A 23,503-nucleotide genomic window follows, 5' to 3' on the forward strand; every position below is an offset into this window, starting at 1 on the left:
CAAAGGCATACCAGGCTGACAAGACGCCGGGTGCAGGCATACCTGGTATGGCGGCTGTGCTGCTCGAGCCGTTCTACTGCGTCGAATCCTCGCGCAGCCGCGCCACCGGCGGGGTCGGCATGGGGTTGTCGATCGCGGCCGACATTGCCGCGCGCCATGGCGGCGAGCTGACCCTGAGCAACCGCCCCGAAGGCGGCCTGCCCGCGCGCCTGTCCCTACCGCGCGGCTGACGCCGCCAGCGTGACGTACTGCGAGCCGCGCTGCCCGTGCGTGAAGTCGAGCGGGAAATCGCCCACGTCCACGCGCCCCTGCAGTGCCCGCCGCATCTCGGCCGCGCCGCTGCCGCGCAGGCCGGCCAGCGCGCGCGCCAGCCATGCCGCGCCGATATAGCCGGCCAGCGTGGCCGGCGACGGCGGCTCATCCAGGTATTGCTTCATGCGCGCCACGTGTTCCTTCACCACCCGCAGCGTGGCCTGTTGCGGCCCGGGCGCGACCTGGGTCAGCACCATGCCGCCGTTGTAGCCAGCGCCCAGGATTTCGCGCGCGGCGGTGGCGCTGACCGACGACAGCCCGACCAGGAAACCGTACCAGCCCTGCACCGCCAGCGCGCGGCCCAGTCCGGCGTAGGCGAGGGTATCGCCCGCCACGATCACCGCGCCCGGGCGGGTGGCGGCGATGCGCCGGGCGGCGGCCTCGGGATTGGCGTCGAGCGGCACCGCGCGCGTCCCGGTCTGCGCCTCCAGCCGGGCCAGCGACGGGGCGGCGAAGTCCGGCGCCAGGGCCAGCGCGATGCTGGTCATGCCGTAGCTGCGCAGCTGGCGTACCGCCGCGTCCAGTTCGGCCTGGTAGTCGGCACGGGTGAACCAGACGTTGTCGGCCGTCAGCGCAAGGCCCGACAGCGGCGCCACGATCTGCACGCCGCGCCGGCCCAGCTCGGCCGATGCCGCCAGCGCCGGCAACAGCCGGTCGCCCGGGCCGAACAGCAGCTCGGCGCGGTCGGTATCGGCCAGCGACACCGCCTGCGCCAGCGCGCGGCGCGGGTCGGGATCGGCGTCGCGGACCACGTGCGCGATGCGCACCGGGCCGTTGCCGGCGTTGACGGCGTCGAACATGACCTTGGCCCCGGCCAGGTAGTCGCGCGCAAGGTCGGCTTGTGCGCCGCCGCGGTCGAGCAGGTGGCCGACCACGACCGTGCGACGCGCCTGCGACAGTGCTGGCCAGGCGGGCAGGGCCAGGGCCGCGCCGGCGGCGGCAAGCAGGCGGCGCCGGTGCCGGGCCGGTGCTGCCAGGAGCCTGCGCAGCGGTGGGTACGGCGGAAACATCGGAGTCTGGTCGGGAGTTGGCATTGCAGGGGGGCAGGTGACGCGCGGGCCGGCGGTGGCGCGCAGCGTATCCGCCGCACATGACACCAATGTGACGCCTGCCGCCCGCAGGGTCCAATGCCCGCGCTTGACGGCGGTCAACGCGCCGGCGGCGGTGCGGCCCTACGATGGGCCGTCATACACCCATACCCCCGCGCCCCCATGATCCCGTCTGCCATAACTTCCCCTGCGCCCGACCGCCGCGCGCTGTCCGACTTCCGTGCGCTGGCCGGCCGCATCGACGGCAACGGCCCGCGCTATACCTCGTACCCGACGGCCGACCGCTTCCACAACGGCCCCGACCTGTCGCTGTACCACGACGCACTGGCCGCCTGCCGCGCCGACGCGCCGGCGCCGCTGTCGCTGTACCTGCATATCCCGTTCTGCGAGAACATCTGCTACTACTGCGGCTGCAACAAGATCATCACGCGCGACCATGGCCGCAGCGCCCGCTACGTCAACTACCTGGGCCGCGAAATGGCGCTGGTGGCAGACCGGCTCGGGCCGCGCCGCCAGGTGCTGCAGTCGCACTGGGGCGGGGGCACGCCGACCTTCCTCGACCCCGGCGAGATGCGCCGCGTGATGGCGCTGCTGCATGAGCATTTCGAGCTGGCGGCCGAGGGCGAGCATTCGATCGAGATCGATCCGCGCCGCGTCGACCACGCCCGCATGGCGCTGCTGGCCGAACTGGGCTTCAACCGCGTCAGCCTGGGCGTGCAGGATTTCGATCCCGAGGTCCAGCAGGCCATCCATCGCATCCAGCCCTTCGAAGAGACCCGCGCCGTGGTGGATGCCGCACGCACGCTGGGTTTCCGCTCGGTCAGCCTGGACCTGATCTACGGCCTGCCGCACCAGACCGCGGCGCGCTTTGGCCGCACCATCGATCAGGTGCTGGCGCTGCGCCCCGACCGGCTCTCGGTCTATAGCTACGCGCACCTGCCGCATGTGTTCAAGCCGCAACGCCGCATCGATGAAAACGCCTTGCCGCCCGCCGGCGAGAAGCTCGACATCCTGGTCTCCACCATCGAGCGGCTGAGCGCCGAGGGCTACGTCTACATAGGTATGGACCATTTCGCGCTGCCCGACGACGACCTCGCCGTGGCCCAGCGCGAAGGGCGGCTGCAGCGCAACTTCCAGGGTTACTCAACGCATGCCGGCTACGACCAGGTCGGGCTCGGCATTTCCGCGATCGGCGCGATCGCGGGGCGCTACGTGCAGAATGCGCGCACGCTGGACGAGTACTACGGCGCGCTCGACCACGGCCGCCTGCCGCTGGCGCGCGGCGTGGCGATGAGCGCCGACGACCACCTGCGGCGCGAGATCATCGGCGCTCTGATGTGCAATGGAGTGCTCGATATCCCGGCGCTGGAAGCGCGCCACGGCATCCGCTTCGGCACGGCCTTTGCGCCGGAACTGGCCGACCTCGCCGCGCTGGGCGCGGACGGACTGGTGCAATGCGCGCCGGACCGCATCACCGTGACGCCGCTGGGCCGGCTGCTGGTGCGGCGCGTGGCGATGGTGTTCGACCGCTACCTGCGCGAAGACGCCGCGCGGCCAGCGTCCACGGGTGCCCAGGCCGTTGCCGCCAACGATGGCGCGCAGCCGGTGCGCTTCGTGCCGCGGGCGCGGTACTCGCGCGTGGTGTAGCGGCCGCGCAAGCGGTACGGACGAAAAAAAGCCCGCGCAATGTGCGCGGGCTTTTTGTTTGCAGCAGGCGGACTTACTTGGCGGCGTTGGCCATGTAGTCCGAGGCGGCGATCACGTCGGCGTCCGGGCCGGCGTAGCCACCCTTGGGCGGCATCACGCCCTTGCCCTTGAGCGCAAAGTTGTGGACCGCGTCCATGCCTTCCTTCAGGCGCGGCGCCCAGGCGGCCTTGTCGCCGAACTTGGGCGCACCGGCCACGCCGGCGGCGTGGCAGGCGGCGCAGACCTGCTCGTAGACCTTCTTGCCCACGTCGGCCGAGGCGGCCGGCGCAGCAGCGGGTGCGGCGGCAGCAGCTGCCGGGGCCGCTGCCGAGGGAGCGGCCGGTGCAGGCGCGGCACCGGCGGCCGGAGCGGCGGCGGCTTCAGGGGCTGCGGCAGTCGCCGGCGCGGCGGCAGCCGGGGCAGCCGGTTCCGGGAACTTGGCACCGCCGGCGTCGGCCATGTAGACCACGGCACGGGCCAGTTCGTAGTCGGCGTAGTCGTCCGGCGTGGTGCCGGCACGCGCGGCCATCGCGCCCTTGCCGTTTATCACCGACTTCATCAGGCCGTCAAAGCCCTGGCCGATGCGCGCGGTCCAGTCGCCGGCGTTGGCGTACTTGGGTGCGCCCGCTGCGCCGGTGGCGTGGCACGCGGCGCAGATTTCCTTGTAGACCTGCTCGCCCGTCTTGAAGACGCGCGGCGCGTTGGGATCCTTGATTTCGAGCGAGGCAACCGGCTTGATGCGGTCGTTGACGGCTTCCGCCGTGGTGGCGGCGCCGGCGCTTTCAGTCGAGCCGTGTCCGACAAAGTTGACCAGCAGAATGATCACGATGATCGGCACCAGGAAAGCCGCGATCACAACTGCGATCAGTTGCTTCGGGGTCTTGATGGGAGACTCGTGTTCGTCGTGTTCGTTGTGGACGTCGCTCATACAGAACTCTCAGTTTTGCAGGAAACCTTCTGGCCGCTTACGCTCGGCTTGCTTATTCTGGCCCGGTCTTGGTCACTCGCTGACCGCTGTCCGGCCCCATGCGGACCGCCCGTGCTGGCTGCGGCCCTTGCCTGACTTGGGTCTGTTGCTATTTGCGCGCTGCGGACTGTCTCCCGGACCGGACCTGATTGTCGCCGACAACAAGCCGCGCGGCCTTGACCCCGGTCGACTCATTGCATCGGCGGTGTGGCGGGCACGATTTGACGCAAATAGCTGGCGATTATAGCGCCAAAGGCCCCCCGCCAGTGCCAAAAAGCGGCGGTTGCGAGACGTTCCCTCAAGCCCCTGGCGGGCCCGCATGGACGGCACGGGGCAAACGCGGTATCCTATGCGACTTTCCTGCAGCGGCACTCGCCCGCCGCAACTGCTGTACCCACAAACCGGTTGCAAAACCGTCCTGTGCGCCCGTAGCTCAATGGATAGAGTACTGCCCTCCGAAGGCAGGGGTTGCTGGTTCGATCCCAGCCGGGCGCGCCAATCCCCACAAGGGTTTCCCGCTTTTCCCACCACCGCCGCGAAGGGCGACTGTAGCTAAACTGCAGCTAACCTCGGCGCCGGCATCTCCGTCAGCGGCGCCACCCACTGCGCCAGATGGTCCGCCGACAGGTGCGCATACCGCTGCACCATCTCCATCGTTTCCCAGCCGCCCAGCTCCTTGAGCACCTGCAGCGGCGTGCCGCGCTGTACGTGCCAGCTCGCCCAGGTGTGCCGCAGATCGTGCCAGCGGAAATCCGGGATCCGCGCGCGGTCCAGCGCCTTGCCCCATGCGGCCGTGCTCGTCTGATGCACCGGCTTGCCCCGGTAGACGAACACCGCCGCGACGTGCTCGGCCTCGCGCTTCTTAGGTAGCTGCCGGCGCAGCACGGCCACCGCCGTGTCCGACAGCGGCACCGTGATGGCCTTACGCGCCTTCGCCTGGTCAGGATGGATCCACGCCACGCGCCGCGCCAGATCCACCTGTGACCACTGCAGCCCGGTCACGTTGGCCCGCCGCAGCCCCGTTTCGAGGCTGAAGCGGGCCATGTCCGCCAGATGCTCGGGCAACTCGCCCAGCAGCCGCTCGGCCTCGGCGGCGGTCAGCCAGCGGATCCGCTTGCTGGCCACCTTGGCGCGTTTGCGCTTGGGCGCGCTGTCCAGCCACCCACACTCCACCGCAGCATTGAGCACCGCCGTCAGCACGCCGATCACGCGCCGCACGGTGCCGGCGCTCACCGTGCCTTCCAGCTCCTTCACGCCCTGCTTGGTCCGTACCGTACGGCGCTCCGCCCGTTTGGCCCGGGCAATCGCATCCACGCGGTCGCGGTCGATCCGGCCCAGCTCCACGCCGCTCAGGTGCGCGTCGAGCCAGCGCAGGTGAATCTTGCTGGTTTCCAGACTGGCCAAGCCGGCCCGGTCCTCGACATAGCGCACCACGGCATCGTTCCACGTGTAGCGGGGCCGCGCCCCCAGCTTGGCCTGATTCCACAGATCCACCTTCAGGCGGTCGTGCAGCTCCTGCGCCTGCCTTTGGTCGACGGTGCCAGTGCTTCCTTGTACCGGAGGCCCGCCGCCCGGGGGGTACAGCTTGTAATACCAGTTGTTGCTACCTTTGCGTTTGAAGAGCGACATGGCTCACCTTCCTTTGCCTGGTCGCCTTGCACAACTCGCGGGATCCATTGTCCGGCGAGGTAACGCTCCAGGGCAATCGTTGAGAACATCCAGCGTTTGCCGACCTTGCGGCCGGGTAGCTCCCCGGCCTTGGCCTTGAGCCGCACCGTCTCGGGATGCGCCCCGAGCAGCGCGGCCGCGTCCACCAGGCCGACCGAGCTGGGGGCCGCGACCGATGTGGCGGAATGCACCGTCATGCGGCACCTCCCGGCGCATCCGGCGCGGTCCCGGTCGCGAGTAGCCGGCGCCGGATCGTCATCGCACGGGCTTGCGAGCACCCGACAAACTGGCGGATGGCCGCGACGGTCGGCTTGAGTTCGCCGCGCCGTACCGCCGCCGCCACCTGATCGTCATCCGCAGGACTGGCGCCGTGACTGGCTTCGTTACTCACCTCGGGCCGAGCAGTCACGGCCGGTGCCGCCGGCGGGGTCGCGGGTAACGTCGCCTCGGCGGTTGCGGTACCCAGGGACGCGACTCGCAGCCACAGCACGCACCCCACCAGTTCCAGGCAGATCACCGCGACCAGCTGGGTGACCAGCAGCACCGTTTCCGCGTGCGCACCGGTCACGGCGGCGAAGAGGCGCGCGGCCGGATCGAGTCGGGCCTGGTCAACACGCACCGCATGGCGCAGCGCAGCGGCACGGGCGCTCTCGTCCTGGCGGATGGCCCGGCGCGCCTCTTGTTCCTCCACGTCGAGCGCCTCGGCCCGTTGCTGCAGCGCCGTAATTCGAGCCGCCCCCAGCGGGCAATTGCGGCAGCTGGCGGCTGTGGCCTGCAGCCGCGCGATATCGCCGCGCAGCGTGGCCCGTTCGGCAGTCACCACGGCGAGCGGCCGCGCCACCGCCCGCGCTTCCACCGGCATCGACGCGGCGGCCTCGATCTGACGTTGTGCGCGCGCCTCGCCGGCATGGCCATTGGCCGCCGCGAAGAAGGCGAGATGACCCCACACCACGGAGACCAGACATGCGCACCAGAGCGCCCAGCCGGCGGCCGGCATGCGCCTGCCAATAGCCAGTGCAGCAGGCAGCTGGTGGACCGCCAGCGTCAGCAGGACGGCCACTGCAGCGGTCAGCGCACGCTCCCCGAGCGTGCCACCCCGATGCCAGGCACCGGCCGCCGACAGCCACGCGGCAACCAGAGAACACGCTGCCGCCAAGGCCGTCGCGCAGACAAGCGCCACCCGCTGTTCGCGTCGTCCCATCATGCGGCCTCCGTGGTCGGTGTTCGCGGGGTCGGGATGCAGCCCAGCTCGCGCGGACCGGCGAGGCGGGCAGTGAATCGCGCACCTCGGGGCGGGCGGCTGATCAGATTGCGCTGCACGCAGGTAATCGCCGTCTCCGCTGTGCGTGCGCGGGCATACCACGTCGCGCAGTAAGTCGGCTTCTTCGTTGGGCCGGCCACGATGTCGACGGCCCACGTCTTCCATTCCTTGTCGCGCCAGAAGGCGACAGCCACTGCTGCATCGCCGAGGGGGATATGCGGCGCCGCCACGCGGCCGTTGTACTCGCGCGGGGTCATGCCATCACCTTGCTCGGGTCGGCCCAATGCAGCGCATAGATCAGCATCGACAGCCGCGCTCGCCAAGGCTTTTCGAGATGCACGGCCTGGTGCGCCTCGACTTCGATAGGCGCGCCCGTAGACGTATCCAGCGGCTCGCCCACAAGTAGTTGCGCTGGCGCCAAATCGTCCAACACGGGCGAACTGGAGACCCACCAGGCGTATTCCAGCGCAGGGTGCTCCACACGCGGCCCTTCCACAAGAATGGCCTCGGCAATCGTGATCAGGTTCTGACGCGTTGTGGCCGGGAAATCGGCAAGGATCGTGCCCTTGGCGGCTTCCTCCGGGTAGAGGCCGTTGCAGATGATCTGCGCCACGCGCTCGGCGTACGACGAAGCGGGAAGAGAAACGGTGCTCGTGCTCATGCTTTTTGCTCGATATAGGCGATATCGCCGGTTTGAACCGGGCCGGCGGCGGTGGCCGTGTCATGCACCTGCAACGTGGCGACCAGCAGCTGGCGCCGCGTGCAGGCTTTTTGCATGTCGTCGGTCAGGTTGAGGCCCTGACCGATGACACGGAATTCGTCGCCGGTCACGCCCATGCGGCCGCGAGCGCGGAAGCGCTTGCCGACGTCCGCGACGGCGATGACTGCGGCATCCATCGCATCGCGCAGCTCACCGTTCTCCGCGAAGTAGAGGGTGGCAACGGCCTGACCGACGTTGATGCGAAACGCGAGGGTGTGCCAGGCGGATTCCGTGGCCGCGCCGTCGAGAATCTTGCTCAGCTCGCTGTGGGGCAGGAGCTGGAGATCCGTCTCGGCCTTGCGGCTGAAGCGGAAGCAGGACGGCAGGCATTTCTCGCGCGGCTGATGCACACGGCGATTTTTGCGGTGCTTGCTGGCGGGCATCACTTCACCTCCGTAGTGGCATCGTCAGCAGGGGCGACGGCTTGCGTAGCTGCCTCGGCAGCGCTTTGCCGGCACCGCAGCGAATAGTGATCGCGGCCCTGGTGGTTCCAGAGCGGCGCACCCGCCCAGCGCAGCCAGCGGCGAATGATCTCCCGACCGATCAGCTCGGCAAGCGCGCCAGCGTCTCGGTCGCCGAACGGCGCGGGGTTGGCTTGGGCGACGTGCCAGAGCGAGGAAATGTGCTCGTCCGTGTAGTGCGGCAGCTTGTCGGTGTCGATTTTGAAAGTCACTTCGCTTTGCATGGTTAGCCTCTCGTTTGGTTCAGTCTTCGAAGTCGCCAGCGGCGCGGCGCTTCAGGTCAACGGAAGGGGGCTGCGACCGTGCGAGGTCGCGAGTGGCCATGGCGCGGGCCGCAGCTGCAACAGCGGCGCGCAGCATGTCCGACATGGCATCAAAAGGGGTGGTGATGCGCAGCGCGCGGTGCGTGTGCCGCAACTGCGCATCGGTGACGATGGGCCTAGCCATGGCGGTTGCCCCGGCGAATGAAGCCGTCCCACACGCCACGGCCGTAGCACAACGTGAAGAACACGCTCACCACGAACATGCCGGGCTCGCCGGTGGCCGTCGTCAGGTATAGCCACGCTGGTTGGCCGGACAGACCGATCAACGCGGCCCAGCGCGCGCGATGCGGGCCAGCATTGAACAGGTACGCCTTGCGTTCCGCAACGATGGTCTCGTAGTCGATGTTCTCGACCACGTCCGGCACCGGCAGGCGTGAGAGGTCGATGGGCGTTGTCATGGCTTGGCCTCGCGCAAGGGAATGGAAAGCGTGCCGAGCGGTGTGCCACGGGCGCCGTCGACGCGATCAGCATCCAGATCCACTGTCATGGCGCCTTCTCCGTCGATCACGAACGATGCGGAGTTGACCTGCACCCGAGGTTCCCATTTCACAATGGCTGCAACCGCAGCAGACATGACGCGCAGCCGCGTGACATCGTTCAGGGGCTGGTCGATCAGCATCGGCACTTGGGAGCCGTAGGTGCGCCGCATGACACGGGTGCCTTCCTGCGTGGTCAGAATGTCGCGGATGGACTGCCAGATATGCGCCAGATCGCTGATGGCGCGGCCGGTTGCACTGTTCAGGCCGAGGTAGGTCACCGCGTGCCCTCAGTCCAGGCGCCACCGCGCTGCACGTTGCCGTGGTCGTGGTCATCGAGCACCACGCCGTTCGACGACAGCTTGCCGTCCTGGTGGTTGAAGTCCCCCGTGATGACGTTGCCGTTCGCGCCGCCCGTGCCCGCAATGCCGTTCTGGTAGGAGAGGAGGCCCTTCACCGTGAGATTGCCGTCGATGATGTTGTCGGGGCAGCGCTGAATGATCTGGGTGCTGGCTTCCACCAGAACCGTTGTGACACCCTTCACGCGCAACATGCCGGCGGCATGGTCGTAGATAACGGTGGCGCCGTCCGGATATTCGGTGACCGTCTCGGTCGGGCTGTGGCTCGGGGTGTCGTTAGCGTCGGAGGGGATGCCGCACAGCACGATGCCGTTGCGCGGCTCGCCGCTGGGGCAGAAGAGCAGTACCTGCTCGCCGACGGTCGGTGGACTCCACGTGCGCGTGCCGCCCGCGCGGCGCTCAGCCCAGGGTAGCCAGTCGGTGTCGAGGCCGCCTGATTTGACGCGAACGCGCGGCGGCTTGCCATGCTGGATCTCGGCAACGGTGCCGGTGCGCAGCAGGTTCTCGATCAGTCGGAGGATTTCAGCGGTGTCCATACCCGCCAGCGTGCCGTGCGCGCGCGTGGCGGTCACTCGAATGGTGTTGTGCGAGGGGGCGCGACAACAAGCGGCACGCGTGCCGCCTGCAATGACCTCAGGACGCCACGTGGGCTAGCACCATGTCGGCCAGGCGGTCCACATCGTTCTCTTCGAAACCGAGCAGCTCGCGCTTGGCGTACTGGACTTCGAGGCCGCCCTTGTTCACACGGTCGCGCAGGCCGAACTGGTGGACTGCTGCGATACGCTCGGCGCGGCCAATGAAGCTCACTACGGCGCTATTTGGGTCGGACTGCGCCTTCATGAAGCGCGAGGTACGCAGGCGCATGAACATCGCGCGGTGGACGCGGCCGGCGCGTTGCCTGAGGCGGGGCTTGCGCGGCTCGTAGGCTGAACCATCGGGATCGCGCTGCTCCGCAATCCGAACCGTCTGCCGGCGCCGCAGCTCATTGGCCACGGCACGCAGGAGGGTGCGGCGCTCGCCGGCATCGAGCTTGTGCAGCAGGGCGCCCGCCCAGGCGGTCAGGTCTTCGAGGCTGTTCACGGTACAGGCAGCCTCCAGCCGGACGGGTCGTCGTACTCGTTCACGGGTTCCGGGGCATGCGTCACTTCGTAGCGCCCATCGACCACCTTGACGATCACCCGTTCGGTCAGCGGGATCCGCATGAGCAGGTCGACGCAGTCATGATTCAGGATGTCGGTCTCGAACTTGAAGCCATCGGGCCGCCTGTCCGGGTTCGTGAACAGTTCCGGCTGGTGCTCGCGCAGCCAGGCCATCACCGGCACCGTGATCTTGTCCGCGCTCTCGGCAAAATCCGTCACAAGCAGCGTCAGCGTGTACTGATATTCGAACGAGATCGTCTTCGCGCCAGTGGCCACCACGCGGCCTTCTTCCACGAACAGATGGAGCTTGTCCGGGTTGCGCTTCAGGTCCGCCACGACGGCGGTGATCGCCGCGCGCAGCTCCACGGGCTTTCTCATTGCGCTGGCTCTCCGATGATCGTCACGCCTTGCGCGCGCAGGGTGTCCTGCAGCGCAGTCAGCCGAGCGGCGTTGACGTGGCCGGTGGTGTAGTTGTCGGCGACGGTGCCGGCGACGGCAGAGAGTGGAACCCCTGAGGGGGCCGCATCAGCGCCTCCGGGATCCGAATCGAGCACGCCACCGGTGGCGGCGGCGTCGTGCAGGCGGACAAAGCCACCAGGCACAGTACAGGCGGCATCAGCAACGACCGTGACATAACGGGGAATCTCCTTGACGATGGTGTCGCCCTTCACGCGCACGGTCTGCACACGGTCGACGTACTTGGTGACTTCGACAACACCGGCATCGGTGCTGTCGAGCTGGGCGCGCAGCGATGCCACCATGGTTTCTGATGCGTCGGCACGGCGGACGGCTTCCCGGTACCGGTCGTTGAACCAGGCACCGGCACCGGCCGCCGCCAGCAGGGTGACGACTGTGCCCAGGGCGATAGCGAGAGGCCGGTTCATGCGGGCACCTGTTCTTCGGCCTCGTAACGCGTGAAGGCGCGGGCCAGCTTCACGTCGTAGAGGTTGTCCTTGTACGCCGGGCCGTTGTAGCCAGAGGCAAACGCAGCCCACTTCAGACCCTTCAGTGCCTTGTGGAGGATGGGATCCGTCGCAATGAACTGTACGAAGGCGTCGAGTTGCTGGGATTCGCCGGTGCGCATGGCATCGGCAAAGGCATGCACGTTGGCATAGCCAAGGCGCTCCCAGTGGTAGCCCATGATCTGGAACAGGCCCCAGCTCGCCGAGGCGAGCGCGCATGCCTGGTCAAGGCCGGCGGCCTGCGCCAGCCGCATGTGCTCCGCAGCCTTGCCCATGTACCCGCCGCGTGCCGGGTTGACGATGTTCGGATACTGGCGGGCGAGCTGGTCAGCGTCATGGCCGGCGGCGCGCAATTGCCGATACATGATGTGGCGCTCGAAGAGGATCACCGGGCGGCCGTCAGGCAGGAAGCCCGAGCCTTGGCTCTCCACTTCGTTGACCGCACGGACGGCGGCCAGCTTCACGTCCAGCGTTCTCGCCGCCCGGCGCAGATCCTCGGCGCCGAGGTGGCCGGGGATGCGCCCATCGAGCTGCAAGGCCAACATCGTCTTGTTGCCGACCACCCCATCTACGACCAGGCCGTAGCGCGCCTGCGCCACCGCAACGGCCGCCGAAGTCGCGTCATCGAATGCACCCGTCAGGTCGATACGGGCGCCACGCACGCGCAGCAGGCGCTGCAGCTCGCGTACCTCGGCGCCTACGTCACCGCGTCGCAGTAGCGTCATGGCTGGATCTCCGAAGCAGGCGCAGCAACAGGGACTCGCCATCGCCATCCGGATCGAGGCCGGTGACGCGGAACAGCTCGACCACGTTACCGCGCACGGCATAGATGGCAATGCAGAGGACGGCGGTGATGCCGTTGAGCGCCAGCAGCGCCCATTCATAGCGTTCGAACGTGACGCCGATGGCGACGGCACCGGCCATGACGATCAGGGCGTAGGCCAGCCGCGCGGCCCACGGGCGATGGGCGGCGCCATTGCGGCGGAAGAACAGCAGCCGGATGGCGATCAGGGCGCACAGCAGCGCCTGAAACACGTAGAGTGTCTTCACTTGGCACCTCCGTCGCCTTTGCCCCGGAAGAGCGCCACCAGGCGGTCGCCGTTGTCGGCAAGCCGGATCAGCGCCAGCAGCAGCTTCACCAGCACGGCGGATGCGACCAGCGCGCCCACGCCGTGGCTGACTTCGGTGTCGGCCGGCAGGATCCGGGCGATCAGCGATGCGGCCAGCGGCGCGGCGAGCCAGCCCATCACGATGGACAACATGAGGAAGGCAATCTTCTTGCCGGTGGTCAGTTCGTCCGAATTCAGGGCGAAGACTGCGGCGCCCGCGAACGCGCCCAGCACTGTCGCCGCGTCGACGCCTGGCACCAGCGTGATCGCCCCGATGCCCGTCACGGCGAGTGCGGCGGTCGAGCTGGCGGAGATGGGTTCAGCCATGATTCATTCCTTGGGGTCAGTCCCAGAGCTGGACGCGCTGTACGTCAGCCTGCTGGGGTAGGTCGGGCAGGTCTACGACCGTGCCGTGGGGAAGAACCGGGCCGAGATCGGCCAGGCCCCTGTTTGCTTCGAGAACCGCCTCAGTGATGCCGGCGGTCTGGCCGTAGATGCGATGACAGATTGCATCCACGGTGTCGCCCTGCATGGCTATCACGCGCATCAGATCAGCTCCACCGTGCTGCGCGGCCGGCCCACGATGTCGCTTGTGGCCCAGCGCGCGTCGCGCCGCAGATCCTCGACCGCCTGCATCAGCGCCTCCGCCTTGCGGTCGCCGGTCGCCGTGGCGTCGTAGTCGCGGTATCGCTCGATCAGGCCGGCGCGTGCCTCGCAGTACACCGCGCGCAGGTAGCGATGCACGTGCGCGGACTTCCCGTCGATCTGCGCCGCCGGCACCGCCTCCAGCGTCTCGTAGCCGGCCGCCTGCTGCTCGGCCCGCCAGATGGCCAGATCCGCATTCACGGACAGCGCCGCTTCGACCAGGGCGCCCCGCAGGCGCTCGGCCGTCACCGTGCCGTCCTGCCGCATGGCCTCGGTAGCCGTGTCGACATCGATGTCGGGGAAAAACCCATCGTTGGCAATCTGGTTCTGACCGGATTCGGCCGGCGCGGAAGCAAAGAATGAGGACATGGGTACGCAGTCGCTATGTGGAGGCGGTGGACGGGGTGACCGTTCGGGTTGGCCTTGCGGCGCGCCCATGGGGCACCCCGTGCCGCCTGATGCGCGGGGTCACGCTCGGTGTCAGCCCGTGCCTTCCTCCTGAGAGGCGGCGGGGCCGGCATTCTTGATGTCACGCTCCAGGCGCTCGATATCCTTTTTCACGCCCACCTTGTCGTGGAGCTGCAGGGCACGTTGCAGCTGGTCGAGTGCGAAGCGCCGGCACGACTGCTGCTGCGCCGCCGACTGCAGGCCGTCGACCTGAGCCAGCGCCACATAGCCCAGCGCCTTGTGGAGCTTGGCGCGCACTTCGTCAGGCATGTCCTGGCCTTCCACGAGCTGCGTGACCTCGGCCAGCGCTTCGGCGTCGACCGGCTGGCCGGCCTCGGCCGCCTTAATGGCCATCGCGGCGTATTCCTCCGCGATCAGGCACGCCGTAGTGCGCTGGTACTGGTCGGGCATGACCATGCCGTGGCGGATGCCGTAGCGCGCGAGGGGCAGGGCGCCGGCAAAATCGCCGACATCGATGTGCCAGACCATGATGGTCATGAACACTTCATCCTGCACGCCCGTATCCGCGTCCAGCGTGCCCTGCACCCAATCGGAGTACTCGGGCAGCATCTTGCGCTTCGCATCGGCCTTGCGTTCGATGGACTGGATCTGTTTCAGGGCGCGCTTGTGCTCGGCGAGCTGCGCGAGCATCAGCTCGTGGCCCGTGGCATGACGCAGCGGATTGGCTGCGGCCGAAGCCGCCGCCACCGAGGCCGCCGTCGCGCGCAGGAAATGCTTGCGGGCGGGGCTCGTCATTCCTGCACCACGATGTTTTCGGCCATGGCCGCGCAGGCAAAGTCTTCGATCACGTACGCATCGTTACTCGACTCGTAGTTCTCGATGCGGTCACGCTTGGCGTTGTCGAGGATGGTGCGACGGCGCGCGCCCTCCTGCCAGTAAATGGACAGGTTGTCCAGGCGCGTGACCATCAGCGCATTCGGCGGGAAGTACGGCACCCGAACGGCCGGCAGGTTGCCGATGCGCTTCTGGCTGATGATCATGTCCGCAGCGATCTTCTGGGTCGGGTCGCGGTCCTTGTTCAGCAGCGGGAAATACTTGTCGGCCAACAGCTGGCGGCCGCAGATCACCACAAGTTCCGGATCTTCCGCGAACCACGGGGCGATGAGGTGGTTGACCACATCGAACACCAGGGCGTCGAGGCTCGCGTAGTCGCGGGTGGCGTCGGTGTCATCGCCACCAACCACGATCTTGCCGGCGGCCTTGCCGTCAGCCATCACGCGCTCTGCCGCTTCCTCGCGCAGGTGTTGCAGCCAGCCCTTGTTGACGTCCTGCAGCATCGGGTTGGCTGCACGGTCGGACGTCGCAGCGCGGGCGATGCCGTTGAAGCCGATCATGATGCGGTCCAGCGCTTGGCGACGCAGGATGGCATCGCGAATGCGCGTCTGGAAGTCGGCGAACTTCGCCCACGCGTCCAGGCGCTGGTAGGTGATGTGGGTGTCCGAGTTGGTCTGCTCGCAACGGTACTTGCGACCGTCCAGCGTCGCAATATCGCTGGTCTGCCGGTCCTTGACCGTCGTGTCGGTGGTGCCAGCCACCGGGCCGGACACGCCGAGGCCGATCTTCTCGCCTTCCTGTTCGACCACGCCATGAACGTTGATCTGTTGCAGGAATTCGCTGGATTCCTGCACCTTGGTTTCCAGTCGCTGCTGGACGCTCGGCTGCACGCTGAACTTGCGGTCAACGCGTTCAACGCCGTTCAGTTGGGCGATTTCGCCTTCGTACGCCGTGTAGAGGCGACGGGTATCGTTACGCATAGAGTTGGCTCTGGGGTATGGGTTATGGAGTCGCTGTCCGGGTGCCGGCTCAGCAGTCGGTCTTGATTGCGGCGTCGCCGCTGCCGCCCGTGGCAGGCGGCCGCTTCGTGAACGTCTCGGTCTTCTCCAGCTCGCCCTTGAGCGTGGAGAATTCCTTGCTCGCGGTGGTCTGGTTCTCCTGCAGCTTGTCCACCTGTCCGGCCACGGTCTCGACGGCCTTCATCACCTTGCTGAAGTTGTCGCTCAGCGCCTTCACTTCGCCGGCCAGCGCCGTCACGGCTTCGTTCGTGTCGGCATGCTTCGCCTGGTTGGCGGCATCGCTCTTGTCCTGACGGCCGAACATGCGCTTGATCGATTCGCTCAGGCTGGACGAATCCTTGCCCTTCGCGACGGGCTTTTCCTCGCTAAAGTCGAAGGTGACTTCCACAGCTTCGGTGAACAGGTTCTGCGGATCCTGTTTGCGCTCGGCCAGCGGATTGACCTTGGCTTTGGCGCTGAAGGCCAGCATCTCGCAGCCGAGGCTTGCCGGGTTGTCGGTCACCGCCAAGCCGGTCAGGTATGCCTCGCCAGTGTCGGCAAAGTCCGGGTTCACCTCCATCGAGCAGAACACCTTCTGCCGTGCCTTGTTGAAAGCCACCAGTTCGGCCGTGGGATCGAGCTGCGCGAAGAGGCGCATCTTGCCGTCCTGCTCCTCGGCCTTGAGCGCGATCACGTCGCCGTATGCCTTGAACAGGCCGGTCGGGTCGTAGCCGCGAATGTGCTCCATGTTGATGCGTGCGCCATACGTCGCGGGGTCGTAGCTGGCGGCCATCTGCACGATCATTTGACGATCGATCACGCGCCCGTCGCTGGTCGCGCCTTCGGTGGCGATGCGGAAAAACTTCGTGTTCTTGCCGGCCATGGGTTCCTCTTCGGTGGTGGTTCGGTGTGGTGTGTTCGTGCTGCCATGTTCGGCGGGCCGCCGCGCGCGGGCAACGCAATCGTGTTGTGCATGCGGCAGTGACAACACGCGCCACGTGGCACGCGCGCGCGCGGGCGGTAGCGTTGCGGCATGACTACGCTTCCGCCCATCACCTCGCTTTCGCTGGACCCTGAGATGGAGCCGCGTCGCATTGCGCGCGCGCTCTATTGGCAGGGCTATCGCGTGGCGCGCATCGCCGAGATGCTCGGCAAGAAGTCGTCCACGATCCACAGCTGGAAACAGCGCGAGCAGTGGGACCGAGCCGACGCCGTGACGCGTGTGGGTTCGAATCTCGAAACGCGCATGGCCCAACTGATCGCCAAGGAGAACAAGGAAGGCAAGGACTTCAAGGAGATCGATCTGCTCGGGCGCCAGATCGAACGCCTGGCACGTGTGCGGCGGTATGAGGACAGCGGCAACGAAGCGGACCTAAACCCCAAGGTCGCCAATCGGAACAAGGGGCCACGCCGCGCCCCCGAGCGCAACGCGATCAGCGAAGAGGAGCAGGAGCAGCTGGTCGACGCCTTCATGGATTCGATGTTCGACTACCAGCGCGTCTGGTACGAAACCGGCCTGACCGAGCGGATCCGCAACATCCTCAAGAGCCGGCAGATCGGTGCTACATGGTACTTCGCGCGCGAAGCCTTCATTGACGCGCTGACCACGGGGCGCAATCAGATCTTCCTGTCGGCCAGCAAGGCGCAGGCCCACGTCTTCAAGCAGTACATCATCCAGTTCGCGAAGGACGCAGCCGGTGTGGAGCTGAAGGGCGACCCGATGGTGTTACCGAACGGGGCCACGCTGTATTTCCTCGGCACGAACGCACGTACCGCGCAGAGCTATCACGGCAACCTGTATCTGGACGAGTACTTCTGGATCCAGCGCTTCCAAGAGCTGCGCAAGGTGGCCTCCGGGATGGCCATCCACTCGAAATGGCGGCAGACGTACTTCTCGACGCCTTCCAGCCTCGCCCACGAGGCATACCCGTTCTGGTCGGGGGCGCTGTTCAATCGCGGTCGGAAGAAGGAAGACCACATCCGCGTGGACGTGAGCCACGCGAACCTGCAGGGTGGCCGGCGGTGCGCGGACGGTCAGTGGAAACAGATCGTCACGGTGGAAGACGCCATCGCCGGTGGCTGCAACCTGTTCGACCTCGACCAGTTGCGGCTGGAGTACAGCGACGCTGACTTCGAGAACCTGCTGATGTGCGGCTTCATCGATGACACGGCGTCGGTCTTCCCGCTGTCCATGCTTATGCGCGGCATGGTCGACAGCTGGGAGGTGTGGGAAGACTTCCGGCACTGGTCGCTTCGTCCCTTCGGCAATCGCGACGTGTGGGTCGGGTACGACCCGAACGGCGGCGGTGGCGACAGTGCCGCGCTGGTAGTCGTGGCGCCACCGCTTGTACCAGGCGGCAAGTTTCGCGTGCTGGAGAAACACCAGTTCCGCGGCATCGACTACGAAGAGCAGGCGACCGCCATCAAGCGCGTGACCGAGCGCTACAACGTCGCATACATCGGCATCGACCGTACCGGCATCGGCGATGCCGTCTACCAGCTCGTGACCAAGTTCCGGCCCGATGCGGAAGGCTTCACCTACTCAGTCGAAGTGAAGACCAGCCTAGTGCTGAAGGCGCACGACGTGATCAGCAAGGGGCGGCTGGAGTTTGACGCAGGGTGGACCGACTTCGCCGCTTCGTTCATGTCGATCCGGAAGACCACCACCGCAGCCGGCGGCCGTGTCACGTACCAGGCAGGCCGATCAGAAGAGACCAGCCACGCGGACCTCGCGTGGGCATGCATGCACGCCATAGCACACGAACCACTCGAAGGCGTCACCACCACCAATACCAGCATCATGGAGCTGTCATGACCCGTAAGAATCGAGGCCGCGCGCCGAATGTGAACCTGCATACGGCGCAGCCCAACGAGCCACCCCCGAGCGCGCCCGCCTCGGCTGCAATGGAGGCATTCAGTTTTGGGGATCCCGTTGCCGTGCTCGACCGTCGAGAGCTGCTCGACTACATCGAGTGCCAGCGTATCGGTGAATGGTTCGAGCCGCCGATGCCGTGGGACGGGCTGGCGCGCACGTTTCGCGCGGCCGTGCATAACAGCTCGCCCATCTACGTGAAACGCAACATCCTCGTGTCGACATTCATCCCGCACAAGCTGCTGTCGCGCACGGCATTCGCTCGCTGGGTGCAAGACTTCCTCGTGTTCGGCAACGGGTATCTGGAGCGCCGCGACAATGCACTAGGCAGGCCGATGGCATTGGAGCCAGCGCTTGCGAAGTACATGCGGCGCGGCACGGACCTCGCGCGGTATTTCTTCGTGCAGAACTGGCAGGACAAGCACGAGTTCAAACCGGGCAGCATCTTTCATCTGATGGAGCCGGATATCAACCAGGAGGTGTATGGCCTGCCCGAGTACCTGTCGGCGTTGAATGCGACCTGGCTGAATGAGTCGGCCACGCTGTTCCGCAGGCGCTACTACAAGAACGGCAGTCACGCCGGGTTCATCCTCTACATGACTGATGCTGCGCAGAAACAGGAAGACGTGGACAACCTGCGCGAGGCGCTCAAGAACAGCAAGGGGCCAGGCAACTTCCGCAACCTGTTCATGTACGCGCCCAACGGCAAGAAGGAAGGCATCCAGCTGATCCCGGTGTCTGAAGTCGCGGCCAAGGACGAGTTCTGGAACATCAAGAACGTGACCCGCGATGACCAGCTCGCCGCGCACCGTGTGCCGCCGCAGCTGATGGGCATCATTCCACATAACACGGGTGGATTTGGAGATGCTGAAAAGGCTGCGTTAGTCTTTGCGCGAAATGAGGTCAGGCCACTGCAAGAACGGCTAACCGAGCTGAATGATTGGCTGGGCGTCGAGGTTGTACGATTCGCACCATACAACCTCGGGGAAGGCTAGGCGGGCCTTCTTGCAGTAGAGCGTGGAGGCGCCGTGAGGCGCTTCGAGGAATGCAGTGCCAAAACGTTGCAGACAAATCGCGTGCCTTGTTGCCTTGCTGCGATTGCTGACAAGAAGAACTGTGCGAGGAAAAAGCATAGCGAGATGCGAGTCCCATCGGCACTCGCGAGAAAAAGCCAAATTCCCGTGGGCACGATTGGCAACAGAACGGCAGATAACGTACAGGCATCGCGCCAAAGCAGAAAGGTCTTATGAGCTTCAACAACTGACGGATCGTTTTCTACCTTCTTGTACAGCCGATACCAAAGTGCATTCTGTTGGCTTGGATCTGCAGGCAGAGCCCCCACGTTGCGCTGCAATGCGTCCATGGCCACACGCGGATCCTTCGGCCCGAGGATCGTAAATGCTCGATGACCGGGGAGAACTTCACGTAGTCGCCAAAATACGAGGCTTGCTTTAACTTCTGCGGGCAACAAGGTGGTGATCAACATGATCACCACCGGCGCCGACGTGATCGTGGCTGTTCTAATTGCCTGGAGCGCGGTGATCGCCTGCGATCCAAGTAAATCTGGAACCGCAAAAGCGGCAACGACAACGACGTCAATTGCCGCAATCGACGTCAGCCACTTTAGGTTGGCCGCTTTCAATGACTTTGAACCGGCGCTCATCCGTTGTACTCGGTAGTGATTGTGAAGTCGTTGTCAGTTACGGAGAAGTTGATCCAACCGTCTCGCCGGGTGGTTAGCACATGGCGGTTCTTGCCAGTGGTTGCGACCTTCACCCCGTTCTCGTGATGGTCCAGCACACGCCGACGATATGCCGGCACCATCTCCTGGGTACCGTGAATTTTTTCTTTGTCGGAAATAACTACGGCTCGCGGATGGCAGTAATTGAATACGTCGTCCAAGTACCCGTTCTTCCGACCGTGGTGCGAAGCAACCAGCACAGTAACGTTGCGCAGCTCGTCGCGGAAATCCGAGTTCTTCAGCAGTTCTTCCCAACCGGCGCCCTCCAGATCACCGGGAAACAGAATGCTAAAGCCCGCAAACTTAATAAAGACCACGAGGCTGAGGTTATTCGTGTCCTTGAATTGCGGATAAGCGTTAGAAAAAGACCTAAATGTGATGCCCCCCATGCATTCGTTGAAGGGCTTGTCTACGGGAGAAGTGTACGCGGAGTGGATGCTCAGGTACCGCTCAATGTCGTCGGAGAGCTCGCCGCTCGCTTCCTTGATTCGACGCAGGTCCGCCGGGCCGACCTTTTTGTTCCGGATCAACACCTCGACATCCACCCCCTCCGTCCACAAGCCTTCAAGATCGCTCATGTGATCCTGATCTGCATTGGTGATGAAGAGGTATCCGACCGCTGACCGGAGAAGGTTCTTTTTGATGTGGGTGCTGGGCCGCCAGTCCGCAGTGCAACCTGAATCAATCATCGCCAAGGGTCCGGCTTGCCCGGCCTCATTTAGGTGCATGAACATCGCACACTGCCCGTGCTCCACGTCCCAAACACGCAATTCCATGCGACCCGGCATCGGCATCTCCTTGTAGTTTTTACATGGCTATGCTCGCACATTTTGCGCTTCTGCGCGCGGTGGAGACCCCGCCTCACCCGGGCGCTTTATCGGGTAGTTTTTATGCATCGACGCAACCCGTCGCCGGCCGCCCCAGTATTGGGGCCGTGGGCAATCTGCACCGTGCATGTACTTACGCAGATTTACGCAGCTCGCGCAGTACCCTGCACAGGGTGATCCAGCAGGTGACGGCCTCTGCTGGCCAAGCCCTGCCTAAGCTCCGACGAAAGCTATGGAGCAGGGGCGTATCGGGAGAAAGGTAACCTCGGTAACCCCCCCCAAAATTAACGCTAACTCATTGTTTTATAAGAACACAGCAGGTTACCTACAAAAGGTAATCTGAGGTAACACAAAAGGTAACCTGTTCGTAAGTCATTGATTTTATTACGGATGATGAACCATAAAAGTTACCAAGACTAAAGGTAATCTGGTTACCCTATAGTTACCCCAATGTTACCTTTCCGCTGCAACCCGCAAAACCTTATCCAACAAGGCTTTCCCGCCTTTTCGCGTCCACGGGTTACCAAAGTTACCTTTTTCCGGAGCCCCCACCGACTTTAGCCGGCCGCCTTATTTGTGCTGTGCATATATACAGTGGTAGGCTAGAACGCCCATGCGCAACCGAAAGTACACAGCCCACGCCGCCACACGGACGGGGCGGGCTGATTACCCTCCTGGCCAGCGAGACGATCCGCGGGAAAAGATAAGCGTGGGCCGAACCGGCACCGATTCGACCACGCGTAGACGACCTAGGTGGAGTATGAGTTTCCGAGGCGCTTACAGCTAGCCATCAGCCTGCTCGCGGAGCCCGCTGCGCCGGCGCTCGCAGAAATGCCTGTTGGACGACAGCATTTTCAATGTCGGTTTTAAACCAACGTAGCAATTCGAGTGTTTGTTGCACGAGGTCATGAAACCGCGCCGAATCGATGAGTAGATAGTCCCCATGTGCTATCCCATTGCGAGTTGCCAGAAGAGTGCTGTCGATGAGGGTATATCGCGTTGAGTATTGCGAGGGGTCTATTCCTATCCACCTGGCGATGTTCGAAAATACGGTTGAGCTTAAATTGCTTTGCGTACTAACTGCATCGGCGGTTGGCAGTCTTATCGGCTTCTCGATTTCATCGAGCAAAAAAGAGACCGTCGCGACCGAAATGTCTGCCTTTCCGGATTCTTGGGCAGACGCCAGCTTAGTCTTCATACTCAACGCGACAAAACACGGTTGAAGATCCTTCATTCGATCAGCCCGGATCGAAAGGTAGGAAATATATGCGTTGGCTGCACACTTAACAAATCCTTCCCAGTGCGCATATAGCATTGCAACTCCCGCACGAATGTGGGTGTTAATATTTGCGCCTTTCGCCGACTGGACTGTGGAAGCTAGTTCGTGCACCTCTTTGACCCTCCAAGCCATCTCATCGTCAAGATATTGCAGCAGATGATCTGTCGTGCGGATCTTCATGGTCTAAAAAAGTCGGCACCGAAGGGTAGCAAATTGGTGAGGCGAGTAGTCCCCCGAACGCCTTGGCCACTGTTATCTCTATAGACAGGCTCGTTCCACAACGCTCGTACCTTCTCATTAAGCCATTGCGACCGAATAGCATGATCCATTTGCTCGATAGCTGTCCGATTTACCGCGACACCATAGGCAATTGCATCAAAGGCTGATATCAAGAATTTTCCTGAGAACGTATTGCCATTCCAACGCTTGAAAACATCATTTCCGATTTCTTGGGCGAGCAAGCGGAATGTCCATTCGAACACGTCGCGCTCCGCGTTTTGAACGGCCTCTCCAGCGTTGGCTAGCTGACGAGCGGCATGATCGAGGTACTCGTTCACGTCCAACCCTCGGACATATGGGCACTGCCTGTAAGCGACGAATCTCAGGGCAATCTCAGCGTGCTGCTGCTGCTTCCGTTGTTCCTCGGTGATCTGGACCGTATCGAAGAACGCTTGAAAGGCCGTCAAGCCATACAGCCACGTATGAAAGTCGCTATTCAGCATAACTAGCACGCTATTTCGCACTTCTTGGTCGCTCAAATGCGAGCCGCCCGTGTTGAGGCGCTGAAAGAGTTCGAACTTCGTCTCTTGGTCGCTTTCCTTTCGAAGTATCTCGACCCTAATACGTGCCCGCTTGATTTCGAGCTGTTGTGACGTAGACAGCGCATTGGGATCGCCCTCAGCCGGCCCCTTCCACTTCATACCCTTCAGCGAGGGAAGCAGGTTGGTACCTCCTAACTCGAGCGAATCGTATAGCCCACCATCAGGGTGCTTGAGCTCGCCCATAAGTTGCAACACAGTAGAGATCCGTTGGAGGCCATCGATAAGCTCCCACACCCCCGACTCGCGCTGAAACACGAAAATCGGAGGAACGGGTATGCCCAAGAGCAGGGATTCGATAAAGCGTGTCTTTTGGGATTCGTCCCATCGAAACAAGCGCTGGTAGCTTGGATCGATCTCAAGTTCCCCTGTTTTGTACAGGCTGGCAACTTCGCCCAACGACATCTCATACCCATCAGTAACAACTTTGCGTCGAGCGGTTTCAAGCTCTGAGGATAGTTCTGGCTGTGACATGGCTTGGAGTGGTCGAGTCATTCATCTCTAAGCCTGTAGTGTTGCACATTCGACAACTTAGCCCGTCTGCGCAGA

Annotated in this window: 31 protein-coding genes, 1 tRNA gene and 1 pseudogene; 5 read left to right on the plus strand and 28 right to left on the minus strand. The window is 64.4% G+C overall.

Features of this window, described 5'->3' with window-relative positions; all coding sequences use genetic code 11:
- Positions 1-35: 35 nt before the first annotated feature.
- Positions 36-230 (plus strand): annotated as a pseudogene (locus AC3WQZ_RS10500) (ATP-binding protein); the annotation flags it as partial.
- On the opposite strand, the gene AC3WQZ_RS10505 reads toward AC3WQZ_RS10500, so the two are convergent.
- Positions 216-1,346 carry an ABC transporter substrate-binding protein gene (locus AC3WQZ_RS10505; protein ID WP_492300479.1) on the minus strand — a complete coding sequence of 377 codons (1,131 nt, stop codon included), beginning with the start codon at positions 1,344-1,346 and terminating at the stop codon, positions 216-218. The pseudogene AC3WQZ_RS10500 and the gene AC3WQZ_RS10505 overlap by 15 nt on opposite strands.
- Positions 1,347-1,523: 177 nt before the next feature.
- On the opposite strand from AC3WQZ_RS10505, the gene hemN reads away from it, so the two are divergent.
- Complete coding sequence (gene hemN / locus AC3WQZ_RS10510) at positions 1,524-3,008, plus strand: oxygen-independent coproporphyrinogen III oxidase (protein ID WP_041687570.1); 1,485 nt, start codon at positions 1,524-1,526, stop codon at positions 3,006-3,008.
- Positions 3,009-3,081: 73 nt separating this feature from the next.
- Here hemN and AC3WQZ_RS10515 read toward each other — a convergent pair whose 3' ends face one another.
- Entirely contained in the window at positions 3,082-3,975 is an 894-nt protein-coding gene (locus tag AC3WQZ_RS10515; protein WP_011616216.1) for a c-type cytochrome, read from the minus strand.
- Between the two features lie 461 nt (positions 3,976-4,436).
- Between AC3WQZ_RS10515 and AC3WQZ_RS10520 the strand changes: the two genes are divergently transcribed.
- Positions 4,437-4,512, plus strand: a tRNA-Arg gene (locus tag AC3WQZ_RS10520).
- A gap of 54 nt (positions 4,513-4,566) precedes the next feature.
- Here AC3WQZ_RS10520 and AC3WQZ_RS10525 read toward each other — a convergent pair.
- The 22 genes from AC3WQZ_RS10525 to AC3WQZ_RS10630 all read right to left on the minus strand — a co-directional run bounded on the left by AC3WQZ_RS10525 (position 4,567) and on the right by AC3WQZ_RS10630 (position 16,300).
- Positions 4,567-5,598, minus strand: coding sequence for a tyrosine-type recombinase/integrase (locus AC3WQZ_RS10525; RefSeq protein ID WP_492300519.1), 1,032 nt, complete (start codon positions 5,596-5,598; stop codon positions 4,567-4,569).
- The gene (locus AC3WQZ_RS10530; protein ID WP_492300481.1) at positions 5,511-5,879 is read right to left on the minus strand and encodes a helix-turn-helix domain-containing protein; all 369 of its coding nucleotides are present in this window, start codon (positions 5,877-5,879) and stop codon (positions 5,511-5,513) included. Before AC3WQZ_RS10530 ends, AC3WQZ_RS10525 begins: the two co-directional genes overlap by 88 nt.
- Positions 5,876-6,886, minus strand: coding sequence for a hypothetical protein (locus tag AC3WQZ_RS10535; RefSeq protein WP_492300483.1), 1,011 nt, complete (start codon positions 6,884-6,886; stop codon positions 5,876-5,878). Before AC3WQZ_RS10535 ends, AC3WQZ_RS10530 begins: the two co-directional genes overlap by 4 nt.
- Positions 6,883-7,200, minus strand: coding sequence for a hypothetical protein (locus AC3WQZ_RS10540; RefSeq protein ID WP_492300484.1), 318 nt, complete (start codon positions 7,198-7,200; stop codon positions 6,883-6,885). The genes AC3WQZ_RS10535 and AC3WQZ_RS10540 overlap by 4 nt, the downstream gene beginning before the upstream one ends.
- A complete protein-coding gene (locus AC3WQZ_RS10545) occupies positions 7,197-7,604 on the minus strand; it encodes a hypothetical protein (protein WP_492300485.1) in 408 nt (135 codons plus the stop codon). The genes AC3WQZ_RS10540 and AC3WQZ_RS10545 overlap by 4 nt, the downstream gene beginning before the upstream one ends.
- Positions 7,601-8,086: a hypothetical protein gene (locus AC3WQZ_RS10550; protein ID WP_492300486.1), complete on the minus strand. Its 486-nt coding sequence runs from the start codon at positions 8,084-8,086 to the stop codon at positions 7,601-7,603. The genes AC3WQZ_RS10545 and AC3WQZ_RS10550 overlap by 4 nt, the downstream gene beginning before the upstream one ends.
- Positions 8,086-8,388: a hypothetical protein gene (locus tag AC3WQZ_RS10555; protein WP_477136920.1), complete on the minus strand. Its 303-nt coding sequence runs from the start codon at positions 8,386-8,388 to the stop codon at positions 8,086-8,088. The genes AC3WQZ_RS10550 and AC3WQZ_RS10555 overlap by 1 nt, the downstream gene beginning before the upstream one ends.
- A gap of 19 nt (positions 8,389-8,407) precedes the next feature.
- Positions 8,408-8,611 carry a hypothetical protein gene (locus AC3WQZ_RS10560; protein ID WP_477136919.1) on the minus strand — a complete coding sequence of 68 codons (204 nt, stop codon included), beginning with the start codon at positions 8,609-8,611 and terminating at the stop codon, positions 8,408-8,410.
- Positions 8,604-8,885, minus strand: coding sequence for a hypothetical protein (locus AC3WQZ_RS10565; protein ID WP_492300488.1), 282 nt, complete (start codon positions 8,883-8,885; stop codon positions 8,604-8,606). Before AC3WQZ_RS10565 ends, AC3WQZ_RS10560 begins: the two co-directional genes overlap by 8 nt.
- Positions 8,882-9,244: a GPW/gp25 family protein gene (locus AC3WQZ_RS10570; protein WP_492293540.1), complete on the minus strand. Its 363-nt coding sequence runs from the start codon at positions 9,242-9,244 to the stop codon at positions 8,882-8,884. The genes AC3WQZ_RS10565 and AC3WQZ_RS10570 overlap by 4 nt, the downstream gene beginning before the upstream one ends.
- Positions 9,241-9,894, minus strand: a complete 654-nt coding sequence (locus tag AC3WQZ_RS10575) for a phage baseplate assembly protein V (RefSeq protein WP_492300490.1) — start codon at positions 9,892-9,894, stop codon at positions 9,241-9,243. Before AC3WQZ_RS10575 ends, AC3WQZ_RS10570 begins: the two co-directional genes overlap by 4 nt.
- Before the next feature lie 61 nt (positions 9,895-9,955).
- Positions 9,956-10,402, minus strand: a complete 447-nt coding sequence (locus tag AC3WQZ_RS10580) for a phage virion morphogenesis protein (RefSeq protein ID WP_492300492.1) — start codon at positions 10,400-10,402, stop codon at positions 9,956-9,958.
- Complete coding sequence (locus AC3WQZ_RS10585; protein ID WP_492300493.1) at positions 10,399-10,839, minus strand: phage tail protein; 441 nt, start codon at positions 10,837-10,839, stop codon at positions 10,399-10,401. The genes AC3WQZ_RS10580 and AC3WQZ_RS10585 overlap by 4 nt, the downstream gene beginning before the upstream one ends.
- Complete coding sequence (locus tag AC3WQZ_RS10590; RefSeq protein ID WP_492300494.1) at positions 10,836-11,345, minus strand: hypothetical protein; 510 nt, start codon at positions 11,343-11,345, stop codon at positions 10,836-10,838. The genes AC3WQZ_RS10585 and AC3WQZ_RS10590 overlap by 4 nt, the downstream gene beginning before the upstream one ends.
- A complete protein-coding gene (locus AC3WQZ_RS10595) occupies positions 11,342-12,148 on the minus strand; it encodes an N-acetylmuramidase domain-containing protein (protein ID WP_492300496.1) in 807 nt (268 codons plus the stop codon). The genes AC3WQZ_RS10590 and AC3WQZ_RS10595 overlap by 4 nt, the downstream gene beginning before the upstream one ends.
- Positions 12,126-12,473, minus strand: coding sequence for a phage holin family protein (locus AC3WQZ_RS10600; protein WP_492300497.1), 348 nt, complete (start codon positions 12,471-12,473; stop codon positions 12,126-12,128). The genes AC3WQZ_RS10595 and AC3WQZ_RS10600 overlap by 23 nt, the downstream gene beginning before the upstream one ends.
- Positions 12,470-12,859, minus strand: a complete 390-nt coding sequence (locus AC3WQZ_RS10605; RefSeq protein ID WP_492300498.1) for a putative holin — start codon at positions 12,857-12,859, stop codon at positions 12,470-12,472. Before AC3WQZ_RS10605 ends, AC3WQZ_RS10600 begins: the two co-directional genes overlap by 4 nt.
- Positions 12,860-12,875: 16 nt before the next feature.
- Positions 12,876-13,079 (minus strand): tail protein X, encoded by a 204-nt coding sequence (locus AC3WQZ_RS10610; RefSeq protein ID WP_092600656.1) that lies wholly within the window; start codon positions 13,077-13,079, stop codon positions 12,876-12,878.
- The gene (locus AC3WQZ_RS10615; RefSeq protein WP_492300500.1) at positions 13,079-13,546 is read right to left on the minus strand and encodes a head completion/stabilization protein; all 468 of its coding nucleotides are present in this window, start codon (positions 13,544-13,546) and stop codon (positions 13,079-13,081) included. Before AC3WQZ_RS10615 ends, AC3WQZ_RS10610 begins: the two co-directional genes overlap by 1 nt.
- Positions 13,547-13,657: 111 nt before the next feature.
- A complete protein-coding gene (locus tag AC3WQZ_RS10620) occupies positions 13,658-14,380 on the minus strand; it encodes a phage terminase small subunit (RefSeq protein WP_492300501.1) in 723 nt (240 codons plus the stop codon).
- A complete protein-coding gene (locus AC3WQZ_RS10625) occupies positions 14,377-15,399 on the minus strand; it encodes a phage major capsid protein, P2 family (protein WP_492300502.1) in 1,023 nt (340 codons plus the stop codon). The genes AC3WQZ_RS10620 and AC3WQZ_RS10625 overlap by 4 nt, the downstream gene beginning before the upstream one ends.
- A gap of 49 nt (positions 15,400-15,448) precedes the next feature.
- Complete coding sequence (locus tag AC3WQZ_RS10630; RefSeq protein ID WP_492300504.1) at positions 15,449-16,300, minus strand: GPO family capsid scaffolding protein; 852 nt, start codon at positions 16,298-16,300, stop codon at positions 15,449-15,451.
- Positions 16,301-16,450: 150 nt separating this feature from the next.
- On the opposite strand from AC3WQZ_RS10630, the gene AC3WQZ_RS10635 reads away from it, so the two are divergent.
- Together AC3WQZ_RS10635 and AC3WQZ_RS10640 are read left to right on the plus strand one after the other, a co-directional pair.
- A complete protein-coding gene (locus AC3WQZ_RS10635; RefSeq protein ID WP_492300505.1) occupies positions 16,451-18,232 on the plus strand; it encodes a terminase ATPase subunit family protein in 1,782 nt (593 codons plus the stop codon).
- A complete protein-coding gene (locus AC3WQZ_RS10640; protein ID WP_492300506.1) occupies positions 18,229-19,284 on the plus strand; it encodes a phage portal protein in 1,056 nt (351 codons plus the stop codon). Before AC3WQZ_RS10635 ends, AC3WQZ_RS10640 begins: the two co-directional genes overlap by 4 nt.
- On the opposite strand, the gene AC3WQZ_RS10645 is transcribed toward AC3WQZ_RS10640, so the two are convergent.
- The 4 genes from AC3WQZ_RS10645 to AC3WQZ_RS10660 form a co-directional block, all read right to left on the minus strand.
- On the minus strand, positions 19,281-19,952 hold the full coding sequence (locus tag AC3WQZ_RS10645) for a hypothetical protein (RefSeq protein WP_492300507.1): 672 nt from the start codon (positions 19,950-19,952) through the stop codon (positions 19,281-19,283). The genes AC3WQZ_RS10640 and AC3WQZ_RS10645 overlap by 4 nt on opposite strands.
- Positions 19,949-20,818 carry a ComEC/Rec2 family competence protein gene (locus AC3WQZ_RS10650; protein WP_492300508.1) on the minus strand — a complete coding sequence of 290 codons (870 nt, stop codon included), beginning with the start codon at positions 20,816-20,818 and terminating at the stop codon, positions 19,949-19,951. Before AC3WQZ_RS10650 ends, AC3WQZ_RS10645 begins: the two co-directional genes overlap by 4 nt.
- 829 nt (positions 20,819-21,647) lie before the next feature.
- Complete coding sequence (locus AC3WQZ_RS10655; RefSeq protein WP_492300510.1) at positions 21,648-22,316, minus strand: MAE_28990/MAE_18760 family HEPN-like nuclease; 669 nt, start codon at positions 22,314-22,316, stop codon at positions 21,648-21,650.
- Positions 22,313-23,449 carry a GmrSD restriction endonuclease domain-containing protein gene (locus AC3WQZ_RS10660; protein WP_492300512.1) on the minus strand — a complete coding sequence of 379 codons (1,137 nt, stop codon included), beginning with the start codon at positions 23,447-23,449 and terminating at the stop codon, positions 22,313-22,315. The genes AC3WQZ_RS10655 and AC3WQZ_RS10660 overlap by 4 nt, the downstream gene beginning before the upstream one ends.
- Between the last annotated feature and the right edge of the window lie 54 nt (positions 23,450-23,503).

It is taken from the genome of Cupriavidus sp. FW305-26, from assembly GCF_058787975.1.